General features: G+C 68.1%; 22 protein-coding genes, 1 tRNA gene and 1 pseudogene. 18 read left to right on the top strand and 6 right to left on the bottom strand.

Annotation, left to right across the window (positions count from 1 at the left end; translation table 11 throughout):
• The first annotated feature begins 2 nt into the window (after window positions 1-2).
• The 8 genes from ACWEMY_RS25825 to ACWEMY_RS25790 are packed head-to-tail and all read left to right on the top strand — an operon-like array spanning window position 3 to window position 8,526.
• Complete coding sequence (locus tag ACWEMY_RS25825) at window positions 3-1,202, top strand: MCE family protein (RefSeq protein WP_452392098.1); 1,200 nt, start codon at window positions 3-5, stop codon at window positions 1,200-1,202.
• Window positions 1,199-2,227: an MCE family protein gene (locus tag ACWEMY_RS25820; protein ID WP_452392097.1), complete on the top strand. Its 1,029-nt coding sequence runs from the start codon at window positions 1,199-1,201 to the stop codon at window positions 2,225-2,227. The genes ACWEMY_RS25825 and ACWEMY_RS25820 overlap by 4 nt, the downstream gene beginning before the upstream one ends.
• On the top strand, window positions 2,220-3,287 hold the full coding sequence (locus ACWEMY_RS25815; protein ID WP_452392096.1) for an MCE family protein: 1,068 nt from the start codon (window positions 2,220-2,222) through the stop codon (window positions 3,285-3,287). The genes ACWEMY_RS25820 and ACWEMY_RS25815 overlap by 8 nt, the downstream gene beginning before the upstream one ends.
• Window positions 3,284-4,546 (top strand): MCE family protein, encoded by a 1,263-nt coding sequence (locus ACWEMY_RS25810; RefSeq protein WP_452392095.1) that lies wholly within the window; start codon window positions 3,284-3,286, stop codon window positions 4,544-4,546. The genes ACWEMY_RS25815 and ACWEMY_RS25810 overlap by 4 nt, the downstream gene beginning before the upstream one ends.
• Window positions 4,543-5,763 (top strand): MCE family protein, encoded by a 1,221-nt coding sequence (locus ACWEMY_RS25805; RefSeq protein ID WP_452392094.1) that lies wholly within the window; start codon window positions 4,543-4,545, stop codon window positions 5,761-5,763. The genes ACWEMY_RS25810 and ACWEMY_RS25805 overlap by 4 nt, the downstream gene beginning before the upstream one ends.
• Window positions 5,760-7,163 carry an MCE family protein gene (locus tag ACWEMY_RS25800; protein ID WP_452392093.1) on the top strand — a complete coding sequence of 468 codons (1,404 nt, stop codon included), beginning with the start codon at window positions 5,760-5,762 and terminating at the stop codon, window positions 7,161-7,163. Before ACWEMY_RS25805 ends, ACWEMY_RS25800 begins: the two co-directional genes overlap by 4 nt.
• Complete coding sequence (locus ACWEMY_RS25795; protein ID WP_452392092.1) at window positions 7,160-8,044, top strand: hypothetical protein; 885 nt, start codon at window positions 7,160-7,162, stop codon at window positions 8,042-8,044. Before ACWEMY_RS25800 ends, ACWEMY_RS25795 begins: the two co-directional genes overlap by 4 nt.
• Complete coding sequence (locus ACWEMY_RS25790) at window positions 8,041-8,526, top strand: h domain protein (RefSeq protein WP_452392091.1); 486 nt, start codon at window positions 8,041-8,043, stop codon at window positions 8,524-8,526. The genes ACWEMY_RS25795 and ACWEMY_RS25790 overlap by 4 nt, the downstream gene beginning before the upstream one ends.
• Before the next feature lie 14 nt (window positions 8,527-8,540).
• Here the strand turns inward: ACWEMY_RS25790 and ACWEMY_RS25785 are convergent, their stop codons facing one another.
• From ACWEMY_RS25785 to ACWEMY_RS25770, 4 genes are all read right to left on the bottom strand, one after another.
• A complete protein-coding gene (locus ACWEMY_RS25785) occupies window positions 8,541-9,917 on the bottom strand; it encodes a sensor histidine kinase (protein WP_452392107.1) in 1,377 nt (458 codons plus the stop codon).
• A gap of 56 nt (window positions 9,918-9,973) precedes the next feature.
• Entirely contained in the window at window positions 9,974-10,681 is a 708-nt protein-coding gene (locus ACWEMY_RS25780; protein WP_452392090.1) for a response regulator transcription factor, read from the bottom strand.
• 66 nt (window positions 10,682-10,747) lie between these two features.
• Complete coding sequence (locus ACWEMY_RS25775) at window positions 10,748-12,280, bottom strand: alpha,alpha-trehalose-phosphate synthase (UDP-forming) (protein ID WP_452392106.1); 1,533 nt, start codon at window positions 12,278-12,280, stop codon at window positions 10,748-10,750.
• A 70-nt stretch (window positions 12,281-12,350) separates the two neighbouring features.
• The gene (locus tag ACWEMY_RS25770) at window positions 12,351-12,509 is read right to left on the bottom strand and encodes a hypothetical protein (RefSeq protein WP_019044795.1); all 159 of its coding nucleotides are present in this window, start codon (window positions 12,507-12,509) and stop codon (window positions 12,351-12,353) included.
• Window positions 12,510-12,680: 171 nt separating this feature from the next.
• Between ACWEMY_RS25770 and ACWEMY_RS25765 the strand changes: the two genes are divergently transcribed.
• The 8 genes and pseudogenes from ACWEMY_RS25765 to ACWEMY_RS25730 all read left to right on the top strand — a co-directional run bounded on the left by ACWEMY_RS25765 (window position 12,681) and on the right by ACWEMY_RS25730 (window position 17,000).
• Window positions 12,681-13,514, top strand: coding sequence for an alpha/beta fold hydrolase (locus ACWEMY_RS25765; RefSeq protein ID WP_452392089.1), 834 nt, complete (start codon window positions 12,681-12,683; stop codon window positions 13,512-13,514).
• Between the two features lie 139 nt (window positions 13,515-13,653).
• The gene (locus tag ACWEMY_RS25760) at window positions 13,654-13,890 is read left to right on the top strand and encodes an MbtH family protein (RefSeq protein ID WP_022565839.1); all 237 of its coding nucleotides are present in this window, start codon (window positions 13,654-13,656) and stop codon (window positions 13,888-13,890) included.
• Between the two features lie 127 nt (window positions 13,891-14,017).
• A tRNA-Thr gene (locus ACWEMY_RS25755) sits at window positions 14,018-14,089 on the top strand.
• A gap of 101 nt (window positions 14,090-14,190) precedes the next feature.
• Window positions 14,191-14,787 carry a TetR/AcrR family transcriptional regulator gene (locus ACWEMY_RS25750; RefSeq protein WP_452392088.1) on the top strand — a complete coding sequence of 199 codons (597 nt, stop codon included), beginning with the start codon at window positions 14,191-14,193 and terminating at the stop codon, window positions 14,785-14,787.
• On the top strand, window positions 14,784-15,140 hold the full coding sequence (locus ACWEMY_RS25745) for a DoxX family protein (protein WP_452392087.1): 357 nt from the start codon (window positions 14,784-14,786) through the stop codon (window positions 15,138-15,140). The genes ACWEMY_RS25750 and ACWEMY_RS25745 overlap by 4 nt, the downstream gene beginning before the upstream one ends.
• A 247-nt stretch (window positions 15,141-15,387) precedes the next feature.
• A pseudogene (locus ACWEMY_RS25740) lies at window positions 15,388-15,690 on the top strand (HIT family protein); the annotation flags it as partial.
• A gap of 64 nt (window positions 15,691-15,754) precedes the next feature.
• Window positions 15,755-16,342: a GNAT family N-acetyltransferase gene (locus tag ACWEMY_RS25735; protein WP_452392086.1), complete on the top strand. Its 588-nt coding sequence runs from the start codon at window positions 15,755-15,757 to the stop codon at window positions 16,340-16,342.
• A gap of 253 nt (window positions 16,343-16,595) precedes the next feature.
• On the top strand, window positions 16,596-17,000 hold the full coding sequence (locus ACWEMY_RS25730) for a hypothetical protein (protein WP_452392085.1): 405 nt from the start codon (window positions 16,596-16,598) through the stop codon (window positions 16,998-17,000).
• 99 nt (window positions 17,001-17,099) lie between these two features.
• Here ACWEMY_RS25730 and ACWEMY_RS25725 read toward each other — a convergent pair whose 3' ends face one another.
• Window positions 17,100-17,975 (bottom strand): MerR family transcriptional regulator, encoded by an 876-nt coding sequence (locus tag ACWEMY_RS25725; protein ID WP_452392084.1) that lies wholly within the window; start codon window positions 17,973-17,975, stop codon window positions 17,100-17,102.
• Between the two features lie 64 nt (window positions 17,976-18,039).
• On the opposite strand from ACWEMY_RS25725, the gene acpM reads away from it, so the two are divergent.
• Window positions 18,040-18,345, top strand: coding sequence for a meromycolate extension acyl carrier protein AcpM (acpM, locus tag ACWEMY_RS25720; RefSeq protein ID WP_452392083.1), 306 nt, complete (start codon window positions 18,040-18,042; stop codon window positions 18,343-18,345).
• Window positions 18,342-18,785 (top strand): SRPBCC family protein, encoded by a 444-nt coding sequence (locus ACWEMY_RS25715; protein ID WP_452392082.1) that lies wholly within the window; start codon window positions 18,342-18,344, stop codon window positions 18,783-18,785. The genes acpM and ACWEMY_RS25715 overlap by 4 nt, the downstream gene beginning before the upstream one ends.
• 52 nt (window positions 18,786-18,837) lie before the next feature.
• Here ACWEMY_RS25715 and ACWEMY_RS25710 read toward each other — a convergent pair whose 3' ends face one another.
• Complete coding sequence (locus ACWEMY_RS25710; protein ID WP_452392081.1) at window positions 18,838-19,218, bottom strand: hypothetical protein; 381 nt, start codon at window positions 19,216-19,218, stop codon at window positions 18,838-18,840.
• Window positions 19,219-19,428: the final 210 nt, after the last annotated feature.

The following is a 19,428-nucleotide window of genomic DNA, read 5'->3' as shown; positions in this document are numbered from 1 at the left end:
CGATGGACACCTCACGGATCGTTGCCGCACTGCAGGGCGGGCTCGGGCGCAAGCTCGCCGCGCTCGCGCTGGTCGGCCTGCTCGTCGCGGGCGCCGCGCTCGCGATCGCCCTGTTCCAGGGCGCCTTCACCAACACCGCCACGGTGCTGATCGACGCGCCCCGCTCGGGCCTCGTGCTCGACCCCGACGCCAAGGTGAAGGTGCGCGGCGTCGAGATCGGCCGGGTCGCCGACATCTCCCTGCACGACGACGGCGCCCAGTTGCGCCTCGAGGTCGACCCCGACCAGCTGAAGCTGGTGCCCGCCAACGCCGGGGTCGACATCCGCTCGACCACGGTCTTCGGCGCCAAGTACGTGAACTTCATCGTCCCCGAGCAGCCGGCCACGGCCTCACTCGCCCCCGGCTCCACGATCGCCGCGAGCTCGGTGACCGTCGAGTTCAACACCCTGTTCCAGCACCTGTCCGATGTGCTCGCCCAGGTCGAACCGGAGAAGCTCAACGCCACGCTCACCGCGCTGGGCACCGCGCTCGAGGGCCGCGGCGACAAGATGGGCGACCTGCTGGTGCGCTCGGATCGCTATCTGCGCGAACTCAATCCGTACCTGCCCACGCTGCAGTCGGACCTGGACAAGACGGCCGCGGTGACCGATCTCTACAGCGAGGTCACCGACCCGCTGCTGCGCACCGTCGACAACGCGACGGTCACCTCGCAGACCATCGCCGAGATGCAGGGCCAGCTCGACAACGTGCTGGTGAACGTGATCGGGCTGTCCGACACGGTCGGCTCGGTGCTGCGCGAGAACGAGCACAACCTGGTGACCGCGCTGGATCTGCTGCGCCCGACCACCGGCCTGCTGTTCGACTACGCCCCCGCACTGAGTTGCATCATCGACGGCCTCGGCCCGCTGATCCCGATCGCCGAGGACATGATGGGCGGCTTGATGCCCGGTGTCGGCATGAACGCCAGCTTCATGCTCGGCGCCAAGCCGTACTCCTACCCCGACGACCTGCCGAAGGTGAACGCCACCGGCGGCCCGCACTGCGAGGGCGTGGTCGACCGGGTGCCCAACAGCCATTCGGACTACGTGGTGACCGACACCAGCCAGGGCGCGCCGTACACCCCGAACACCTCGCACGAATTCAACGGTCTGCCAAGGGTTTTCCAGCTCCTGCTGGACGGAATGCCGGGAGTGACGCGGTGAGGAACACGGGGACGACCGTCAAGCTGGGGATCTTCACCGTGGTGATGACGCTGGTATTCGCCGGTCTGGCGATCGTGCTGAGCCAGGCGCGTTTCTCCCGCGAGACCGGCTATCAGGCCGTGTTCACCAGCTCCTCGGGCATGCTGCCGGGTGCGAAAGTGCGCATCGCGGGCGTGCCGGTGGGGTCGGTGAGCTCGGTGAAGGTCGGTGACGACAACCACGCGCACGTCGAGTTCGACGTCGACAGCAAGTACGCCGTGCTGGCCAGCACCCGCGCCACGATCAAGTACGAGAACCTCGTCGGCGATCGCTACCTGGAACTGCTGGAAGGGCCGGGCTCGGCCCGGCGGCTCTCCGACGGCGACACCATCGGCCTCGAACAGACCTCGCCCGCACTGGATCTCGACCTGCTGCTCGGCGGTTTCAAGCCGCTGCTGCGCGGACTCGACCCGACCCAGGTCAACGACCTCACCGAGGCGCTGCTGCAGATCTTCCAGGGCCAGGGCGGCACGCTGGTCTCGCTGCTCAACAGCGGTGGCAACTTCGCCAAGACGCTCTCGGATCGCGACGCGCTGATCGGCAGCGTGATCGACAACCTGAACACCGTGCTGGCCACCATCGACGACCGGGGCGACCAGTTCGCCACCACCATCGACGAATTGCAGCGGCTGGTCAGTGACCTGTCGGCCCAGCGCGACCCGATCGGCGCCGCGCTACCGCGCATCGCCGGTGCGACACAGGAACTCAACGACCTGCTGGTGACGGCGCGCCCGGACCTGCGCAACACCATCGAACAGACCGGCCGCCTGGCCACCAACCTCGACGAGGGCTCCGACCACCTCGACTGGGTGCTCGGCAAGCTGCCCGAGACCTACAAGAAGCTCATCCGGATCGGCGCCTACGGCTCGTTCCTGCAGCTGTACATCTGCGGTACCAACTTCCTCATCGACGGTCCGAACGGTCAGCCGATGGAAGTACACGCGCCGGGTCTGCAGGCGACCGGAAGGTGCACGCCCAATGAATGAGAACAAGTCCTCGGCCGCGACGATCGGCATCGTCGGCATCGTCCTGGCGGTGACGATCTCGCTGGCCACGCTGCAGTTCACCGAGCTGCCGTTCATCCGCTCCGGCGCCACCTTCACCGCGAACTTCGTCGACGCGGGCGGGCTGGTGCCGGGCGACCCGGTGCACGTGGCAGGCGTGCGCTCGGGCGAGGTGCGGCAGGTCTCGCTCGACGGCGACAAGGTGCTGGTGAAGTTCGATCTCGACGAGTCGATCGTGCTGGGGGAGAAGACGACCGCCGCGATCAAGACCAATACGGTGCTCGGGCGCAAGTCCCTGGACGTGGTGCCCGCCGGGCCCGGCGCCATCGGCACCGCCGACACCATCCCGGTCGAGCGCACCACCTCGCCCTACTCGCTCAACGAGGCGCTCAGCGACCTCGGCGGCACCGTGCGGGACCTGGACCTGGACCAGGTGGACCAGACCCTCGACACCCTCTCGGCCGCCTTCGCCGACACCCCCGGACCGCTGCGCAACGCGCTCGACGGCGTCACCGCGCTCTCGCGCAGTATCAACACCCGCGACCAGGCGCTCACCGATCTGCTGGCCAGGGCGCAGAACGTCACCAAGATCCTGGCCGACCGCAGCACCCAGCTCAACACGCTGCTGCTCGACGGCAACGAACTGCTCGGCGAACTCGACCGGCGCCGGGCCGCGATCAACCAGCTCGTGGTCTACGTCGACGATGTGGCCAGGCAGCTCTCGGGCCTGGTCGCCGACAACGAACCACAGATGCGGCCGGTGCTCGACCGCCTCAACTCGGTCCTCGGCCTGCTCCAGCGCAACGAGCAGAACCTGCGCGACGCCCTGGACGGCCTCGGCCCCTACGCCGCGGCGCTGGGCGAGCAGGTCGGCAACGGCCCGTGGTTCAACGCCTACGTGGTGAACGCGACCAGTACCGAGCTGCGTCCACTCGTCGACGCGCTGGTCTGGCCCGAACAGGTGCCCCAGGACCTGATCGACATCTTCACCAACCCGAGAACGCCCTACATCGCTCCCGCCGAGGAGGATCCGCCGCGATGAGCTTCACCCAGCAGGTGCGCGGACTGCCGCGCTGGACGATCGCGGTGGCGGTGGTGGTGATCGCGGCACTGGTCGCGCTCGGCGTCTACCTCCTCACCGGCGGCGGGAAGAACACGGTGACCGCCGCGTTCACCTCGACCACCGGGCTCTACGAAGGCGACGAGGTGCGTGTCCTCGGGGTCACCGTCGGCAGCATCGACTCGATCGAACCCGGTCAGGGCCAGGTACAGGTGCGCATGAGCATCGACGAGGATGTCGACCTGCCCGCCGACGCGCGCGCGGTGATCATCGCGCCCTCGCTGGTCTCGGCCCGGTTCGTGCAGCTCGCCCCCGCCTACTCCGGCGGCCCGAAACTGGCCGACGGCGCGCAGATCCCCCTCGCGCGCACCGCGGTGCCGGTGGAATGGGACGAGATCAAGGCCGAACTGACCAAGCTCTCCACGGCGCTGGGCCCGGTCGGTGACGACGAGAAGGGCTCCTTCGGCCGCTTCGTCGACACCGCCGCCGACAACCTCGACGGCAACGGCCAGAAGTTCCGTGACACCCTGCGCGAACTGTCCGCGACCCTGACCACCCTCTCCGACGGCCGCACCGACCTGTTCGGCACCATCCGCAACCTGCAGCACTTCGTCGAGGTGCTCTCGGCGAGCAATGAGCAGATCGTGCAGTTCAGCGGCCGGCTGTCCTCGGTGTCCTCGGTGCTGGCCGGAGCGTCGGAAGACCTCGGCAACGGGCTCGACAGCCTGGACGTGGCGCTGGCCGATGTGAAGCGATTCCTCGACGGCACCGGTGGCGAACTGACCGAGGGGGTCGAGCGGCTCGCCGATGTCACCCAGACGCTGGTGGACAAGCGACCCGAGATCGAACGCGTGCTGCACTCCGGCCCGACCGCGATGGTGAACTTCTACCAGCTCTACAAGCCCGCCCAGGGCTCGCTCACCGGCGCGGTCGCGCTGAACAACACGGCCAATCCGCTGAGCTTCCTGTGTGGTTCGATCCGCGCGCTCGAGAACAACAACTCGGACAAGTCCGCTGACCTGTGCGCGGAGTTCCTGGCACCGGTGATCAGTTCGCTGGCAATGAATTACGTGCCGATCATGACCAACCCGGCCAGCGGTGTCACGGCCTTCCCCGACCAGCTGAAGTACAGCCCGCCGAGCCTGGCCGGGCAGCCCCCGCGGAACCAGACGCCCGCCGTCGCCCCGATCACCGTGCCCGAAGGTCTTGCCGGGCTTGCCGTTCCAGGAGGACAGCGATGAGGCGCGCATTCGCCGGGCTCGCCCTCGGCGTCGCCGTGACACTCGGGACCACCGGCTGTCAGTTCGACGGACTCAACTCCCTGCCCATGCCCGGCTCCGAGGGCCGCGGGCCCGGTTCGTACACGGTGCGGATCCAGATGCCCAATGTCACCACGCTGACCCGCAATTCGCCGGTGCGGGTGGACGACGTGGAGGTCGGCAATGTCACCGGGATCGAGGTCGAGGGCTGGCACGCGCTGGTGACGGTCTCGCTCAATCCCGATGTCCACCTGCCCGCCAACGCGGTCGCCAAGATCGGCCAGACCAGTCTGCTGGGCAGCAACCATCTCGAACTGTCCGCGCCGACCACCGTCGAGCCGGTGGGGCAGTTGCGCGGCGGGGATGTCATCCCGCTGGACCGGGCCGGGGCCTACCCGACCACCGAGCAGGTGCTGTCGTCGCTGTCGGTGGTGCTCAACGGCGGCGGCATCGCGCAGCTCGAGACCATCACTACCGAACTCAACGCGATGCTCGGTGGCCGCGAGGCCGAGATCGCCGACCTGCTCCCGCAGCTCAACGAGCTGACCACCGGCCTGGAACGCCAGACCGGCAGCATCATCGCCGCCATGGAGGGCCTGGACCGGCTCGCGGGCAAGCTCGCCGGGCAGAAGGATGTGATCGCGCAGGCGATCGAGCAGATCCATCCCGCGCTGACCGCGTTGGCCGACCGGTCGGCCAACATCACCAACGCCATCACCGCGCTCGGCGAACTCGGTGATGTGAGCGAACGGCTCATCAAGACCAGCGGCGATGACCTCGTCGCCAATCTGCGCAGCCTCGGCCCGGTACTGAAGACGCTGGCCGACACCGGCAACAACCTGATCCAGGCGATGGGCATCCTGCCGACGTTCCCGTTCCCGATCAAGAACATCGACAACGCCATCATGGGCGACTACATGAACCTGTTCATCACCTTCGACCTGACCAGCAGCCGCCTCGACAGCAACTGGCTCACCGGCACCCCGCTCGGTGGTCGCTTCGGCGGGGTCGAGGGCGTGGTCGGTTCGTTCGCGCCCTCGACCGCGACCGACGCGGGCGACCCGGCCACCGCGCCCTTCGCGGCACCGCCCGCTCCCGCGCCAACGCTGAACGTGCCCGGGCTGGGACCGATCCCCGGCCTGCCCGCCATCCCCGGTATCACCGCGCCGCTGCCCGGCCAGGAAGGGGCGGGTCGATGAAGCTCACCCGGTTCGTGCGAGCCCAGCTCGTGATCTTCGCGGTGCTCACCGTGGTCGGGCTCGTCGTGATGGGCGGTACCTACCTGCAGGTGCCCGCGATGCTCGGCATCGGCCGGTACGCGGTCACCGTGCAGCTCGAGGCCACCGGCGGGCTCTATCCCACCGCCAACGTCTCCTACCGCGGCCAGAACATCGGCAAGGTAGAGGCCGTGCGGCTCACCCCGGCCGGCGTCGAGGCGGATCTGTCGATCGACAGCGACTACAAGGTGCCCGCCGATTCCAGTGCGTGGGTGCGCAGTGTGTCGGCGATCGGCGAACAGTACGTCGACCTGGTGCCCAGCGAACAACCCGCCGACGGCCACCTGCGCGACGGCTCGGTGATCCCGGTGCAGCGCACCCACCTGCCCCAGGACGTCGGCGCGATGCTCGACCAGGCCGACAAACTGCTGGCCACCGTCGCCGACACCCGCCTCAAGCAGGTCATCGACGAGGCTTTCTACGCCTTCAACGGCGCCGGGCCCGACCTGCAGCGGTTCATCGACTCGGCGGCACTGCTGATCCAGCAGGCCGAGGACGACATCGAACCGACCAAGAAGCTGCTCGACCAGATCGGCCCGCTGCTGGACACCCAGACCCGCTCCGCCGACGACATCCGTTCCTGGACAGCGAATCTGGCGACCGTCACCGATCAGCTGCGCGAACACGACCCCGCCCTGCGAAACCTGTTGAACAACAGCCCCTCCGCGATGGAGACCGTGAACCAGCAGTTCCAGGATCTGCGTCCGACGCTGCCGCTGCTGGCCAGCAACCTGGTGAGTATCGGGCAGGTCGGGGTGACCTACAACGCCAGCGTCGAACAGCTTCTTGTCGTGTTCCCGCCGCTGATCGCCGCGCTGCGCACCGCGATTCGCGGCCCGATCCAGTACGGCGTCATGGTCGACTTCATGACCGTGCTCAACGACCCCCCGGCCTGCACCACCGGCTTCCTGCCCGCCGACCAGTGGCGTCAGCCCAGCGATCTGACCCCGATGGACACGCCGCCGGGGCTGTACTGCAAGGTGCCGCAGGACTCGAACATCGCCGTGCGCGGCATCCGCAACACTCCGTGCATGGAGGTGCCCGGTGTGCGGGCGCCCACGCCCGAGCTGTGCCGCACCGGGTTCGTGCCCGAGGGCAACAATCCGCCGTTCGGCCCCGTTCAGCCGGTCGCCCCGGCCTCGGCACCGGCAGGCGCATCGACGGGTGGTGTGACCCCCGCCGCAGCGCGCCCCTATGATCCGTCGACAGGCAGCTATCTGGGCACCGACGGACGTACCTACCGCCAAGGTGATATCGCCACGGACGGTTCGGGCACGGTCCCGGCCAGCTGGCAGGCGATGTTGGAGGAGCAGCAACGATGAACGACAACGACAACCGCCGCCCGCGCAGGCGGGCCGCCCGCTCGGCGGGCCCGCCGGTCGAGGACGCCACGGCTGCCACGGTCACTCTCAGTAAGAGCGAAACCGCATCACCGGACATGGATGCCGATGCGACGGTGCAGGTCGCTTCGACGGCGGTGGTCGACAAGACCGACAAGCTCGCCGACGCCCCGGCCAAGACTGAGGCCACGGCGAAGATCGCTGCCGCTTCGGTGCCGCCGGCCGAGGACACCGTGCGGCTCGAGACCGACACCGTGCGGCTCGAGACCGACACCGTGCGGCTCGAGACCGACACCGCGCGGCTCAAGACCGACACCGCGCGGCTCGACGCGGACATCGAGCGCGATGCGACCGCACCGGCCGGCAGCGACTCCGCGACTTCGGTCGGCCGCGTCCTCGCCCTGGCCGCCGCCGTTCTGCTCGTCCTCGGCCTCGCCGGCGGCGCGGGCTTCACGGCCTACACCGCCTACCGCGTCGACCACAACGACGACCTGCGCGCCCAGTACACCGAGACCGCCCGCCAGGCCGTGCTCAACCTGACCACCATCCGCGCCGGATCGGCGAAGGAGGACATCGACCGCATCCTCGCGGTGGCCTCCGGCGACTTCAAGACCGAGTTCGACGGCCGCGTCGACCCGTTCATGGACATCGTCAAGCAGGCCAATGTGGTCTCCACCGGCGAGGTCGTCGAGTCGGGCATCGTCACCGCCGACGCGGACTCGGCCCAGGTGCTCGTGGCCGCCAAGCAGACGGTGAGCAACAACGGTTCGCCCGAACCGCAGTCGCGTCAGTACCGGTTCCGCGTCACCGTGTCGAACGCCGACACCGGGATGACCGTGTCGAAGGTGGAGTTCGTCGGATGAGCCAGAGCATGAAGATCGTCTTCGGAAGTCTCGCGTTCGTCGGCCTGATCGCCGCGGCCGTGCTCGGCGTCAGCGGCTATCAGCTCTGGCAGCACGACCGCACCGAGCAGGCCCGCTCCGATGCCATGAGCACCGCGAGCCGCACGGTGAGCGCCATGTTCACCTACGAACCCGCCACCGTCGACACCGAACTGCCCAAGGCCGCCGAGGGCCTGACCGAGTCCTTCCGCTCGGACTACCTGAAGCTGATCACCGAGGCCATCGCCCCCGGCGCCAAGGAGAAGCAGCTCACCGTCAAGGCCACCACCCAGGCCGAGGGCATCGTCGACGCCGACCCCGACCACGCCGTCGTCCTGCTCTACCTGAACCAGCTCACCACCAGCAAGGACACCCCCGACGGCACCACCTCGGGCAGCCGCGTCCGGGTCTCCCTGGACAAGTCCGGCGACCGCTGGCTGGTCTCCCAGGTCACCCCGGTCTGATCCGGTTCGTCGTCTCAGGACCCGGTGCGGGGGAGGTGGACGGTGAAGGTGGTGCCCACGCCCGGCTCGCTGGTGACCTCGACCGTGCCGCCGTGGGCGGCGACCAGGGCCGAGACGATGGACAATCCGAGGCCGGTGCCGCCGCTGGTGCGGGCGCGGGAGGCGTCGGTGCGGTAGAAGCGCTCGAAGATCCGGGCGGCGTCCTCGGGGGGCAGGCCGGGGCCGGTGTCGGCCACCTCGAGGAGGACCTCGTCCTCGGCGGGGGTGAGGCGGACGGTGATCGCGGTGCCGTCGGGGGTGTGGGTGCGGGCGTTGTCGAGCAGGTTGGTGAGTACCTGGCGCAGGCGGTGGTCGTCGCCGAGGATCTCCAGAGTGCCGGTGCCGTCGGCTATTTCGAGGGTGGTGGGGCGGTGCGCGCCCTCGGCGGCATGGATCGCGCGGGCGCTGTGCACGGCGTCGCCTGCGAGGGCGAGCAGGTCCACCGGACGCAGGTCGACGGGGCGCTGGGCGTCCAGCCGGGCCAGCATGAGCAGGTCCTCCACCAGCAGGCCCATCCGCTGGGCCTCGTGTTCGATGCGGTTCATGAACATCGCCGGGTCGCCGGTGGCACCCTGGCGGTAGAGCTCGGCGAAGCCGCGGATGGTGGTGAGCGGGGTGCGCAGCTCGTGACTGGCATCGGCGACGAATCGCCGCATCCGCGACTCGGATTCGCGCGCCGCGGTCTCGGACGCCTCGGTCGCGGCGAAAGCCTGCTGGATCTGGGTGAGCATGCTGTTGAGCGAGCGCGACAGCCGGTCGACCTCGGTGTCGTTGCCGCGCACAGGAACCCGGCGATGCAGCTGCCCCTCGGCGATGGCCGCCGCGGTCGCCTCCACCCGCCGCAGCGGTCGCAGGCTGCCGCGCACCACGAAATACGCGGCCACGGCCAGCGCGGTGAGCACCAGGGCGCCCACGATCAGCTGGACGACGACGAGATCGCGCACGGTGTCGATGTTCTCGGTGAGCGGCAGCGCCACCGTCGCCTGCGAGCTGTGCCCGCGCACGGTGAGCACCCGCCACTGCTCGGTGGACTCGCCGGTCGAGCCCACCGTCACCGGTTTCGTCACCGGGGGATCGGGCAGCTCGGGTTCCGCGTCGGTGCCGAACACGTGGTCGAGCACCAATGTCTTGCTGCCGTCGAGTCTTTCGGCGCGCAGGTAGTACCGGCTCGGCGGCTGGCCGCCATTGTTCTGCGGTGGTGTCGGCGGCGCGGGCACACTCATCCGGCGTTCCCATTCGATCGCCGCGTCGGCCAGCTGCTGATCGGTGCGGTTGCGCAGCGAGTTCTCCGTCGCGGTGGTCACCACGAAACCCGAAGCCACCAGACCGATCCCGGCCAGCAGCACCAGCATCAGCACCAGCGTCACCCGCAGCGGAATCGCCGCGAGACGGGCGCGCAGCCCGGTGCTCACTTCTCCCGCATCACGTAGCCGACCCCGCGCAGGGTGTGGATCAGCCGCTGCTCGCCGGTGTCGACCTTCTTGCGCAGATACGACACATAGGTCTCCACCACGCCCACCTCGCCACCGAAGTCGTAGCGCCACACGTGATCCAGGATGCGCGGTTTGCTCAGCACGCTGCCCGCGTTGACCATGAAGTAGCGCAGCAGCGTGAACTCGGTGGGCGAGAGCGCCACCGGCTCGCCCGCCTTCCACACCTCGTGGGTGTCGTCGTCGAGTTCGATGTCGGCGAAGCGCAGCCGGGTGCTGGCCCGCTCCGGCTTCGCCTGGCCCGCGCGGCGCAGGATCACCCGCAGCCGCGCGACCACCTCCTCGAGGCTGAACGGCTTGGTGACGTAGTCGTCGGCGCCCAGGGTGAGCCCGGTGATCTTGTCGTCCACGTCGTCGCGGGCGGTCAGGAACAGCACCGGCGCGTCGATGCCGTCGCTGCGCAGCCTGCGCAACAGGCCGAAGCCGTCCATCCCGGGCATCATCACGTCGACGATCAGCGCCTGTGGGCGGAACGTGCGCGCCCGGTCCAGCGCCTCGGCGCCGTCGGCGGCCGTGGCCACCTCGAAGCCCTGGAACCGCAGACTCACCGACAGCAGTTCCACGATCATCGGTTCGTCGTCGACGACGAGCACCCGGGCCTCGGGCTCCTGCGGCACACCACTCATGGGTTCATGCTCCACCACCACGCTGGGAAGTGGCTGGACCGACGCTGTGAGGTCGCTGTGTGCCGCTCAGTTCGGCGAATCGGGGTACACGTCCTCGTCGCTGAGCAGCGCGGACCCGGCGACATTGCCCTGCGACAGCGCGTCGAGGAAGGCTCGCGCCCAGCGGTCCACATCGTGGGTGAGCACCTGACGGCGCATCGAACGCATCCGGCGGCGGCGGGTGTCCCGCTCGTCGTCGAGGGCGCCGATGATGGCGTCCTTCACGCTGTCCAGATCGTGCGGATTGCACAGGTAGGACTGGCGCAGCTCGGCCGCCGCGCCGGTGAACTCGCTGAGCACCAGCGCGCCGTTGAGGTCGCTGTGGCAGGCCACGTACTCCTTGGCCACCAGGTTCATGCCGTCGCGCAGCGGGGTCACCAGCATGACGTCGGCGGCCACGAAGAACGCGATGAGTTCGTCGCGGGGGATCGGCCGGTGCAGGTAGTGCACCACCGGGTAGCCCACCCGGGCGAACTCGCCGTTGATCCGGCCCACCTGGCGTTCGATGTCGCCGCGCATCTTGATGTAGCTCTGCACGCGCTCGCGGCTGGGGGTGGCCAGCTGCACCATCACCGTGTCGGCCGGGTCGACCCGGCCCTCCTCCAGCAGCTCCTGCAGCGCGTTGAGCCGGATGTCGATGCCCTTGGTGTAGTCGAGCCGGTCGACGCCGAGCATGATGTTCTTGGGATTGCCCAGCTCGGCGCGGATCTTGGCCGCGCGTTCGCGCACCGACCGCCGACGCGACAGTTCGTCCAGATCGGCGGAGTCGATCGAGATGGGAAACGCGCCCACCCGCACCGTCCGGAAGCCGACCTGCACCACGCCCAGCTTGGACCGCACGCCCACATTGCCGCGCGAGGTGGGCTGACCGGCCAGCCTGCGGGCCAGGTAGAGGAAGTTCTGCGCGCCCCCTGGCAGGTGGAAGCCGATCAGATCCGCGCCGAGCAGCCCCTCGATGATCTCGGTGCGCCACGGCATCTGCATGAACAGCTCGACCGGCGGGAACGGGATGTGCAGGAAGAATCCGATGGTCAGGTCGGGGCGCAGCATCCGCAGCATCTTGGGCACCAGCTGCAGCTGGTAGTCCTGCACCCAGACCGTCGCCCCTTCGGCGGCCACCTTCGCCGTCTCCTCGGCGAAACGGCGGTTGACCTCGACATAGGCCGCCCACCACGACCGGTCGTAGACCGGCCGGACGATCACGTCGTGATACAGCGGCCACAGTGTGCCGTTGGAGAACCCCTCGTAGTAGTCCTCGACCTCCTGCGCCGACAACGGCACCGGATGCAGTTCCAGCCCGTCCTCGATGATCGGCTCGACCTCGACATCGGGCACCCCCGCCCAGCCGACCCAGGCCCCCTTGTTGCTGCGCAGCACCGGCTCCAGCGCGGTCACCAGACCGCCGGGGCTGCGCTTCCATCTGGTCGTCCCGTCGGGCAGACGCTCGAGGTCGACCGGCAGCCGGTTGGCGACGACCACGAAACCCGAGCCGGACCCGCTCGGGGCGGGCGCGACGGATTCGCTGTTCTCGGACGGACGGTTGTTGGACTGGTCGTCGATCATCTTGTCCACTCACGCATCCTTTGCGCGTCGCAGGGTCCCGCTTTGAGGTTGTGGTCGCCGGGTGGGGTCAGCTGGGGCCGATGCCGAGCATCGACAGCAGCATCCGGCACTCGTCGGCGTCTTCGGCGTAAGCCGCGACGACACGCTGTGCCTGGCGAGCGGTCTCGTCGGCCAGTGGCTCGAGCTCGTCGTCGGCGATGTCGTTGGCGCTGCTCTTCGCGGCCATAATGGTTCGTCCTCCCGGTTTCCAAACGCTTCGCGTGCGAGTAGTCAATACTATCGGGCTCCCGTGGACGGCCGATGAACTCCCGGCCCGATCACCCCGCCCCGGTGCCGTGTCGTCGTTGTCCCGTTACCGTGGTGCCGGACAGCTCAACTCCCCAGAGAGGTTTGTTTCATGCCAGTGGCCACGGTGAACGGCATCGCACTGAACTATCAGGTCAAGGGCGACCGTACCAAGGGCACCGATGTCGCCGGTGGCGGTCCGCTGGTGGTGTTGATCATGGGCACCGGCTCGCCCGGCCGGGTGTGGGAGCTGCACCAGGTGCCCGCGCTGGTCGCCGCCGGCTACCGGGTGTGCACCTTCGACAACCGCGGCATCGCGCCCTCCTACGAGGGCGGCGACGGCATCCGGATCGAGGAGCTGGTCGCCGACACCGCCGCGCTGATCGAGCTCCTCGGCGAGGGCCCCGCCCTGGTCGCGGGCACCTCGATGGGCGCCCGGGTGGCCCAGGAACTGGCGCTGGCCCGTCCCGACCTGGTCCGCAAGGCCGTGTTCATGGCCGGTCACGGCCGTCTCGACCAGTTCCAGAAGACCCTCTCCGCCGGTGAGCAGGACCTCGACGCCGCCGGCGTGCAGCTGCCCGCCAAGTTCGAGGCCGCCCTCACCGCGGTGATGAACCTGTCGCCGGCGACCATGGCCGACACCAACGCCGCGCGCGACTGGCTGGACCTGTTCGAGTTCACCGGCGGCCCCGCCACCCCCGGTATCCGCGCGCAGCGGGCGATGGACCACGAGTTCGACCGGGTGGCCGCCTACCGCGCGATCACGTTGCCGTGCTTGGCAATCGGCTTCGCCGATGACAGGATGATCCCGCCGTACCTGTCGCGTGAGGTGGCCGAGGCCATCCCCGGCGCCAGATACCAGGAGATCCCCGACACGGGCCACTACGGCTACCTGGAGCGGCCCGAGGCGGTCAACAAGATCCTCCTCGACTTCTTCGCGGCCTGAACCCGGCGGCCGGGCGGAAACGGACACTGCCCGAGGTAACCGCCCAGACGTAACGTCTCCCTTGCTAGGGTCGACACAACGCCCGGGGTTCGCACCCGGTGCGATCCCGTACACAGCGCCAGTATCCAGTGAGGTGAAATTGAGCACCAACCCCTTCGACGACGAGGACGGCCGCTTCTTCGTTCTGGTCAACGATGAAGAGCAGCACTCCCTGTGGCCCGCGTTCGCGGAGGTCCCGGCGGGTTGGCGTGTCGTGTTCGGCGAAGAGAGCCGGGCCGCGTGCGTCGAGTACGTCGAGAAGAACTGGACCGATATGCGTCCCAAGAGCCTGCGCGACGCGATGGCCGCCGACGATGCGGCCCGCGCCCAGTCCTGAGCAGTAACTTTCCGATACTGCGCCGGGACCGCACACCGAGCGCGCCGGCCGCGCGGCACTACCGATGCCCGCGGCCGCCGCGCCCGGTTATGATGGTCGCTGCCCTCCGGGGCCCAGCTAGAACCCCGCCTCCTTAGCTCAGTGGTAGAGCACCGCTCTTGTAAAGCGAAGGTCGTCAGTTCAATCCTGACAGGGGGCTCACTCAGAAAAAGGCTCTGACCTCAGGTCAGGGCCTTTTTTCATGCCCTTTTCGCGGTGCCCCGGTTGTGTCCGGATCAATCACGATATAGTCTACTGAACATGTTCAATGAACATGTTCAGTCCCGCTCGGAGCAGCAGGCGGCGACGCGGCAGAAGGTCTTGGCGGCAGCCGATCAGCTCTTCCGCGCCCAAGGCTTCAAGGCGACCACCATCCGGCAGATCGCCGCCGAAGCGGACGTGAGCACCGGGACCGTCATGGCGGCCGGGGACAAGGACGCGCTGCTCGTCGCGATCTTCGAGAACTGGATCACGTCGGTCCACGACAGCAGACACACCGAGCCGGTGCCGACGGCCGCGACCGCCGAGGACGTCCTGCGACTGTTCGGACCCTTCGTCGGATATTTCGCGCTCGACTCCGAACTCTCCCGCGAGTACCTGGCGATCCTCGTCCGCGGAAACCACGAGTCGGTGATCTTCCGAGACCTCGCGCTGGCCCTGCTCGGCGAACTCGAAGCCGTACTCGCCCGAACAGCGCTGCCCCCCGACCAGGTCGCCCGCGGCGCCCGAACCATCTATCTCGCCTACCTCGGCCTGCTGATGACCGCCTCCTCCGGTGCCATCGCGATGCCCGAGGCGGCCGTCCAACTCCTGGAGACCATCGAATTCGTCATCACGCACCCGAAAGGCACCCGATGATCCACGCTCCCGAACCCTGGTGGCTACCAGCACTACTCGCGCTCTCCCTGTTCGCCGACGCCCTCATGTCCGTGCGTCCACCGAAGTTCATCCAGCAATGCCTCGACGGCGTCGGCTTCCCCCGCGACTGGTGGTGGACCCTGATCGCCATCAAACTGGCAGCCACTGCCGGCCTGCTCGCCGGCCTGAAGTACCCCGGCGTCGGATTCGCCACCGCGGTCGGCGTGATCGCCTATTTCCTCTGCGCCGCCTACGCCCACTACCGGTCCCGCTTCCTCGGCTCCGAATTCTGGATCAACTGCCTCGGCATGCTGGCCCTGTCGGTGGTAGCGGCGATCACGTATGTGGTGTGAGGGGCGGTTGAGCTCTCGGCTCCGGGCGGAGCACGTATTGCTGGTGGGCGTGGTGGCGGCGCGCGACAAAGTGCTGACCAGCGACCTGACCACATCGCTGCTACCCTCGCGATCGTGCCCGCCCCCTGCCCGATCTGCGACAAGCACCAAGGCATCGGGCCCCTGGCCGGACCGGTGATCTTCGCCGACGACCTGGTACTGGTCACCCACCGTCCCTTGGAACCAGGCCGCACCCCGCCCCGGCTACCTCTTCATCGAAACACGCCGCCACGCACCCACCCTCGCCGACCTCACCGACGACGAGGCCGCTGCCATCGGCCGCGCAGCACACCGCGCCGCCACCGCCCTGCGCGCCGAACTCGCCCCCGAATCCATCTTCTCCGCGATCGTCGGCCGCAGCGTCCCCCACTTCCACCAGCACCTCTTCGCCCGCCCCACCGGCACCCCACCCGACACCCACTGGTTCGACATCGACTCCTGGCCCGACGGCCCACGCATCGACGAGCAGGGGCTGACCGACCTGACAACCCGCCTGGCGCAATACTTCTGAACACCACCTATCTGCCGTCGGGAAATGGATTGCGGCGTGCCCGGGTTCCTGTTGCCATATCCCCATGACCCGCTTCCCCGATGACGTCCCCGTCCTCACCGACGGCGTGGTGACCCTCCGCGCGCACCGGCCGGCGGATCTCGACGCCATGGTCGAACAGTGCCGCGACGCCGCGATGCTGCGGTTCACCACCGTGCCGTCCCCCTACGGCCGCGCGGACGCCGAGGACTTCCTGGAGCGCACCGCCCGCGACTGGGAATCACCGTCGCCGACAGCGCTGCACACCTGGGCGATCAGCACGGAACAACTCGACTTCTGCGGTTCCGTCGACTACCGCCCGGACGGTTCCGGCACCGCCTCGATCGGCTTCGGCCTACACCCCGCCGCGCGCGGGGAGGGCCTGATGACACGCGCGGTCGCCTTGGCCCTCGACCACGCCTTCGCACACGGAATCGAAGTCATGTACTGGCGCGCGGTCGTCGGCAACTGGGCGAGCCGTAAAACAGTGTGGCGAAACGGTTTCCGCTTCGACGGCACCGCCCCGAGAATCATCACCCAACGCGGCGAATCGACCGACGGCTGGACAGCCTCCCTCCGCCACACCGACCCACGCGAACCGTGCGAGCCCTGGCAGGGCCCGTCACCCTCCTGACATGCGAAGTAATGGCCGGTACACTTGTGTCATGAATGTCGACCAGTATGCCGAGCTCGCCGGGGTGTCGCCCCGCCGAGTTCGTGCACTGGCGCGGGCAGGCGCGGTCCCGGCCGAGAAGGTGGATGGCCGGTGGGTCATCCACGCGCCACAGCCGGTTCGCCGCGCCGGGCGACGCCCCTTGTCGACGACCTCACAGCGCGCCCTCGCTCGTACGCTGCGCTCCCGGTCGCTGAACGGATTGACGGGCCAGATGCGGGCGAGGACGGCCGAGCGGTTGCGGCTGTTGCGCACCGCCGACGACCCGGCGCAGCTACTCGTCGACTGGTGGGCCGGGCGCCCGCCGCGCGAGCTGGACGGCGGCTCCAACCTGGTCGTCCACGCCATCGCCGGAAACCGGGACCGGGTGTGGGAGGTGCTGCACCGGCCCCGCCGGGAGTACCTGCGCGACCCGGCGACCTTGGCGAGGATGGTCCGCGACGAACGCGCAGTCCAGGCACTGACCCGCACCGACCTGGCCGACCTGGCCGACGTGGATCGCCACCTCGTCACCGACATCGAACGCGCCCTACCCTTGCGCGACCTCGTCGGAGTACGAAAGGTATTGCGAGCATTGCGCATCGAGCCCACCGCGCTGCCCCCGATGGACCTACGATGACCGACATCCTTCATGCGTAGCTGCGAAAGGCGAGCACGGCGCCAAGATCTTGTCCTTCACAACACCGCGACGCGCACAGAGTCCGAGTGACGGTGGGATCTACGCCCTCAGTGCGTCGTGGATCCAGTGGAGAGCCCGGCCGACTGTGATGCGTGGTGCGAGCAATTGTTCTGTCAGGGACCAGTATCGGTGGATTCGGGGGTCGGTGGTGTCGGCGAGTAGTTGGGTTCGGAATTCCGGGGAGTCCGGGAGGTTTCGGGCGTTGGCGTGGGCGGTGACGAAGTGGTCGAGTTCTCTGCCGTGATGAGGGGTTACGTTCTGCGTGATGCGGATGACGACATCGTCCATGATTTCGCCGATCTCGTCGTAGAGGGTTCGCGGATCGCGGACGAGTTCGGATCGGGTTCGCCAGACGTGGCGCTTCAGTGTGCTCTGCATGCTGGGGTCTGCTGCGAGGGAGGCTAATTCGGCGTAGGCGACGATGTCGTCGACGGAGGGGTCGATGGGTGGCTCGGGGATGTTCCAGGACACGTACCGGTCGATGTCGTGCCGGGGTATGGGGGTGAGGATGCGGCGCCAGAAGCGCACCAGGTGATCGTGGGCGGTGGCGCCGTCTTGGGCTGCGGCGAGCAGGATCAGTCGCGCGGTGCGTTGGGATGCCGGGGCGGCGGTGATGGCGCGCAAGGAGGCGCGTCGCCATGCCAGCGACGCGAATTCAGCGTCAACGCTGGCGGTTTCGGCGACGATTGCCTCCTCCAGCGAACGATCACCGTGCAGCACGCCGGTGATCGATTCCAGGCCGAGCCCGAGGGTGCGCAGGCGGCGGATCAACAGCAGCCGTTCGGTGGCGCTGTCGGCGTCGAAAAGGCGGTGCCCACCCGCACTACGGTGCGATTCCAGGATTCCCTCGTCGCAATAGAACCGGATCGTGCGCACCGCGAGGCCGCAGCGGCGCGCCAGTTCGCCGATGGTCACGCGTGTGTCGTCAGTCACAATTACTTGCACCTCCACCCCGGTGGAGCTTTTAGCGTACTGACCCATGGCAACTACTGAAGAACAGATCGTCGCGGGTATCGCCGAGATCGTCGAGGAAGTGACGGGTATCGAGGCCGACGAGGTGACGGTGGGGAAGTCCTTCATCGAGGACCTGGATATCGACTCGTTGTCGCTGGTGGAGATCGCCGTGCAGCTCGAGGACAAGTACAGCGTGAAGATTCCCGACGAGGACCTGTCGGCGTTGCGCACAGTCGGCGATGTGGTCGTCTATGTGCAGAAGATGGAAGCCGAGCAGCCACAGCTCGCCGCCGAGATGGAGGCGAAATATAGGGAAGGGCAAGACAATTGATCGCTGACGCGCAGTCGGACCCCGCTGCGATCGAACTCGGCAACTTCTTCCCGCAACATCCGGAGGAGGTGTGGCGCGCACTGACCGACCCGGATCTGTTGGCGCGCTGGCTGTTCCGTCCGATCGGATTCGCGGCGGCCGTCGGCGCCCGGTTCCACTTCGCCATCCCGGAGGAGCCCGGCCAGGAGATCCACTGCGAAGTCCTGGCGGTGCGCCCGTTCCACCAGCTCACCTACACCTGGCGCTACCTGCGCACCGACCATCTGGAACGCTGGACTGTCGACTGGTCCCTCATCCCACAGGGCCGCGGCACCCGCCTGCTGCTCACCCAAACGGGCTTCGACATCACCAACCGCAGGCAGAGAATGCTGCGCAACGCGATGGAACGGGGCTGGAAGCGTTCGCTCCTGCCTCGGTTGGGCGAGGTCATCCACCATTGATCCCCACCCCTGTCGGTAACTGTGGACAAATCCCGACAGGAGCTTCGGGCGATCAGGCGAAGGTGAGAACCCACGACCCGTTGCAACCCAGGCCGGTGTTCAAGCCGGGGTCGAAATTCCAGATGAATTGGGCGGGCGGGTTCACCTGTACGCTCCAGGCTCCTGTCGGTGACATCACCGGGTAGCCGTCGTCGGCGAGATGGAAGACCTCGTCGTGGGCCACGGTCCAGCTACCCCCGTGAATGGGGTAGTTGAGCCGGACTTCGGCGTCGCTCCCGGTGTGATTCTGGAGCACCAGGCACGAGTCGGGGTAGTCCTCGTCGACGTAGGTGCCCATGCCGATGTCGGCCGAGGCGAACCCACCGCCGAGCGTGGTGAACGCGGCAGTCCCGATGGCCACCAAAGTCTTTGCGGTCGAGATGCTTGTGATCATGAGACGAGGCTAGGAAGCCAGGCAGTACCGGTTCCTTGCGGAATTCGTAAACCACCAGGTAGACGAACTGAAACCGTCATCCGGTCCGGACGTCAGGGCAGGGCTCCAGGAGAGAATCGGAGCACCCAGGGGTGCCGGTGTCGTAACCCCCTGCCCCGGACTCCCGATCGCCATGCCCCGATAGACCCTCTCGGCCAACACTTCTGGCCC

This window comes from Nocardia sp. NPDC004415 (assembly GCF_053602435.1).
This window is presented reverse-complemented; position numbering and strand designations above follow the sequence as displayed.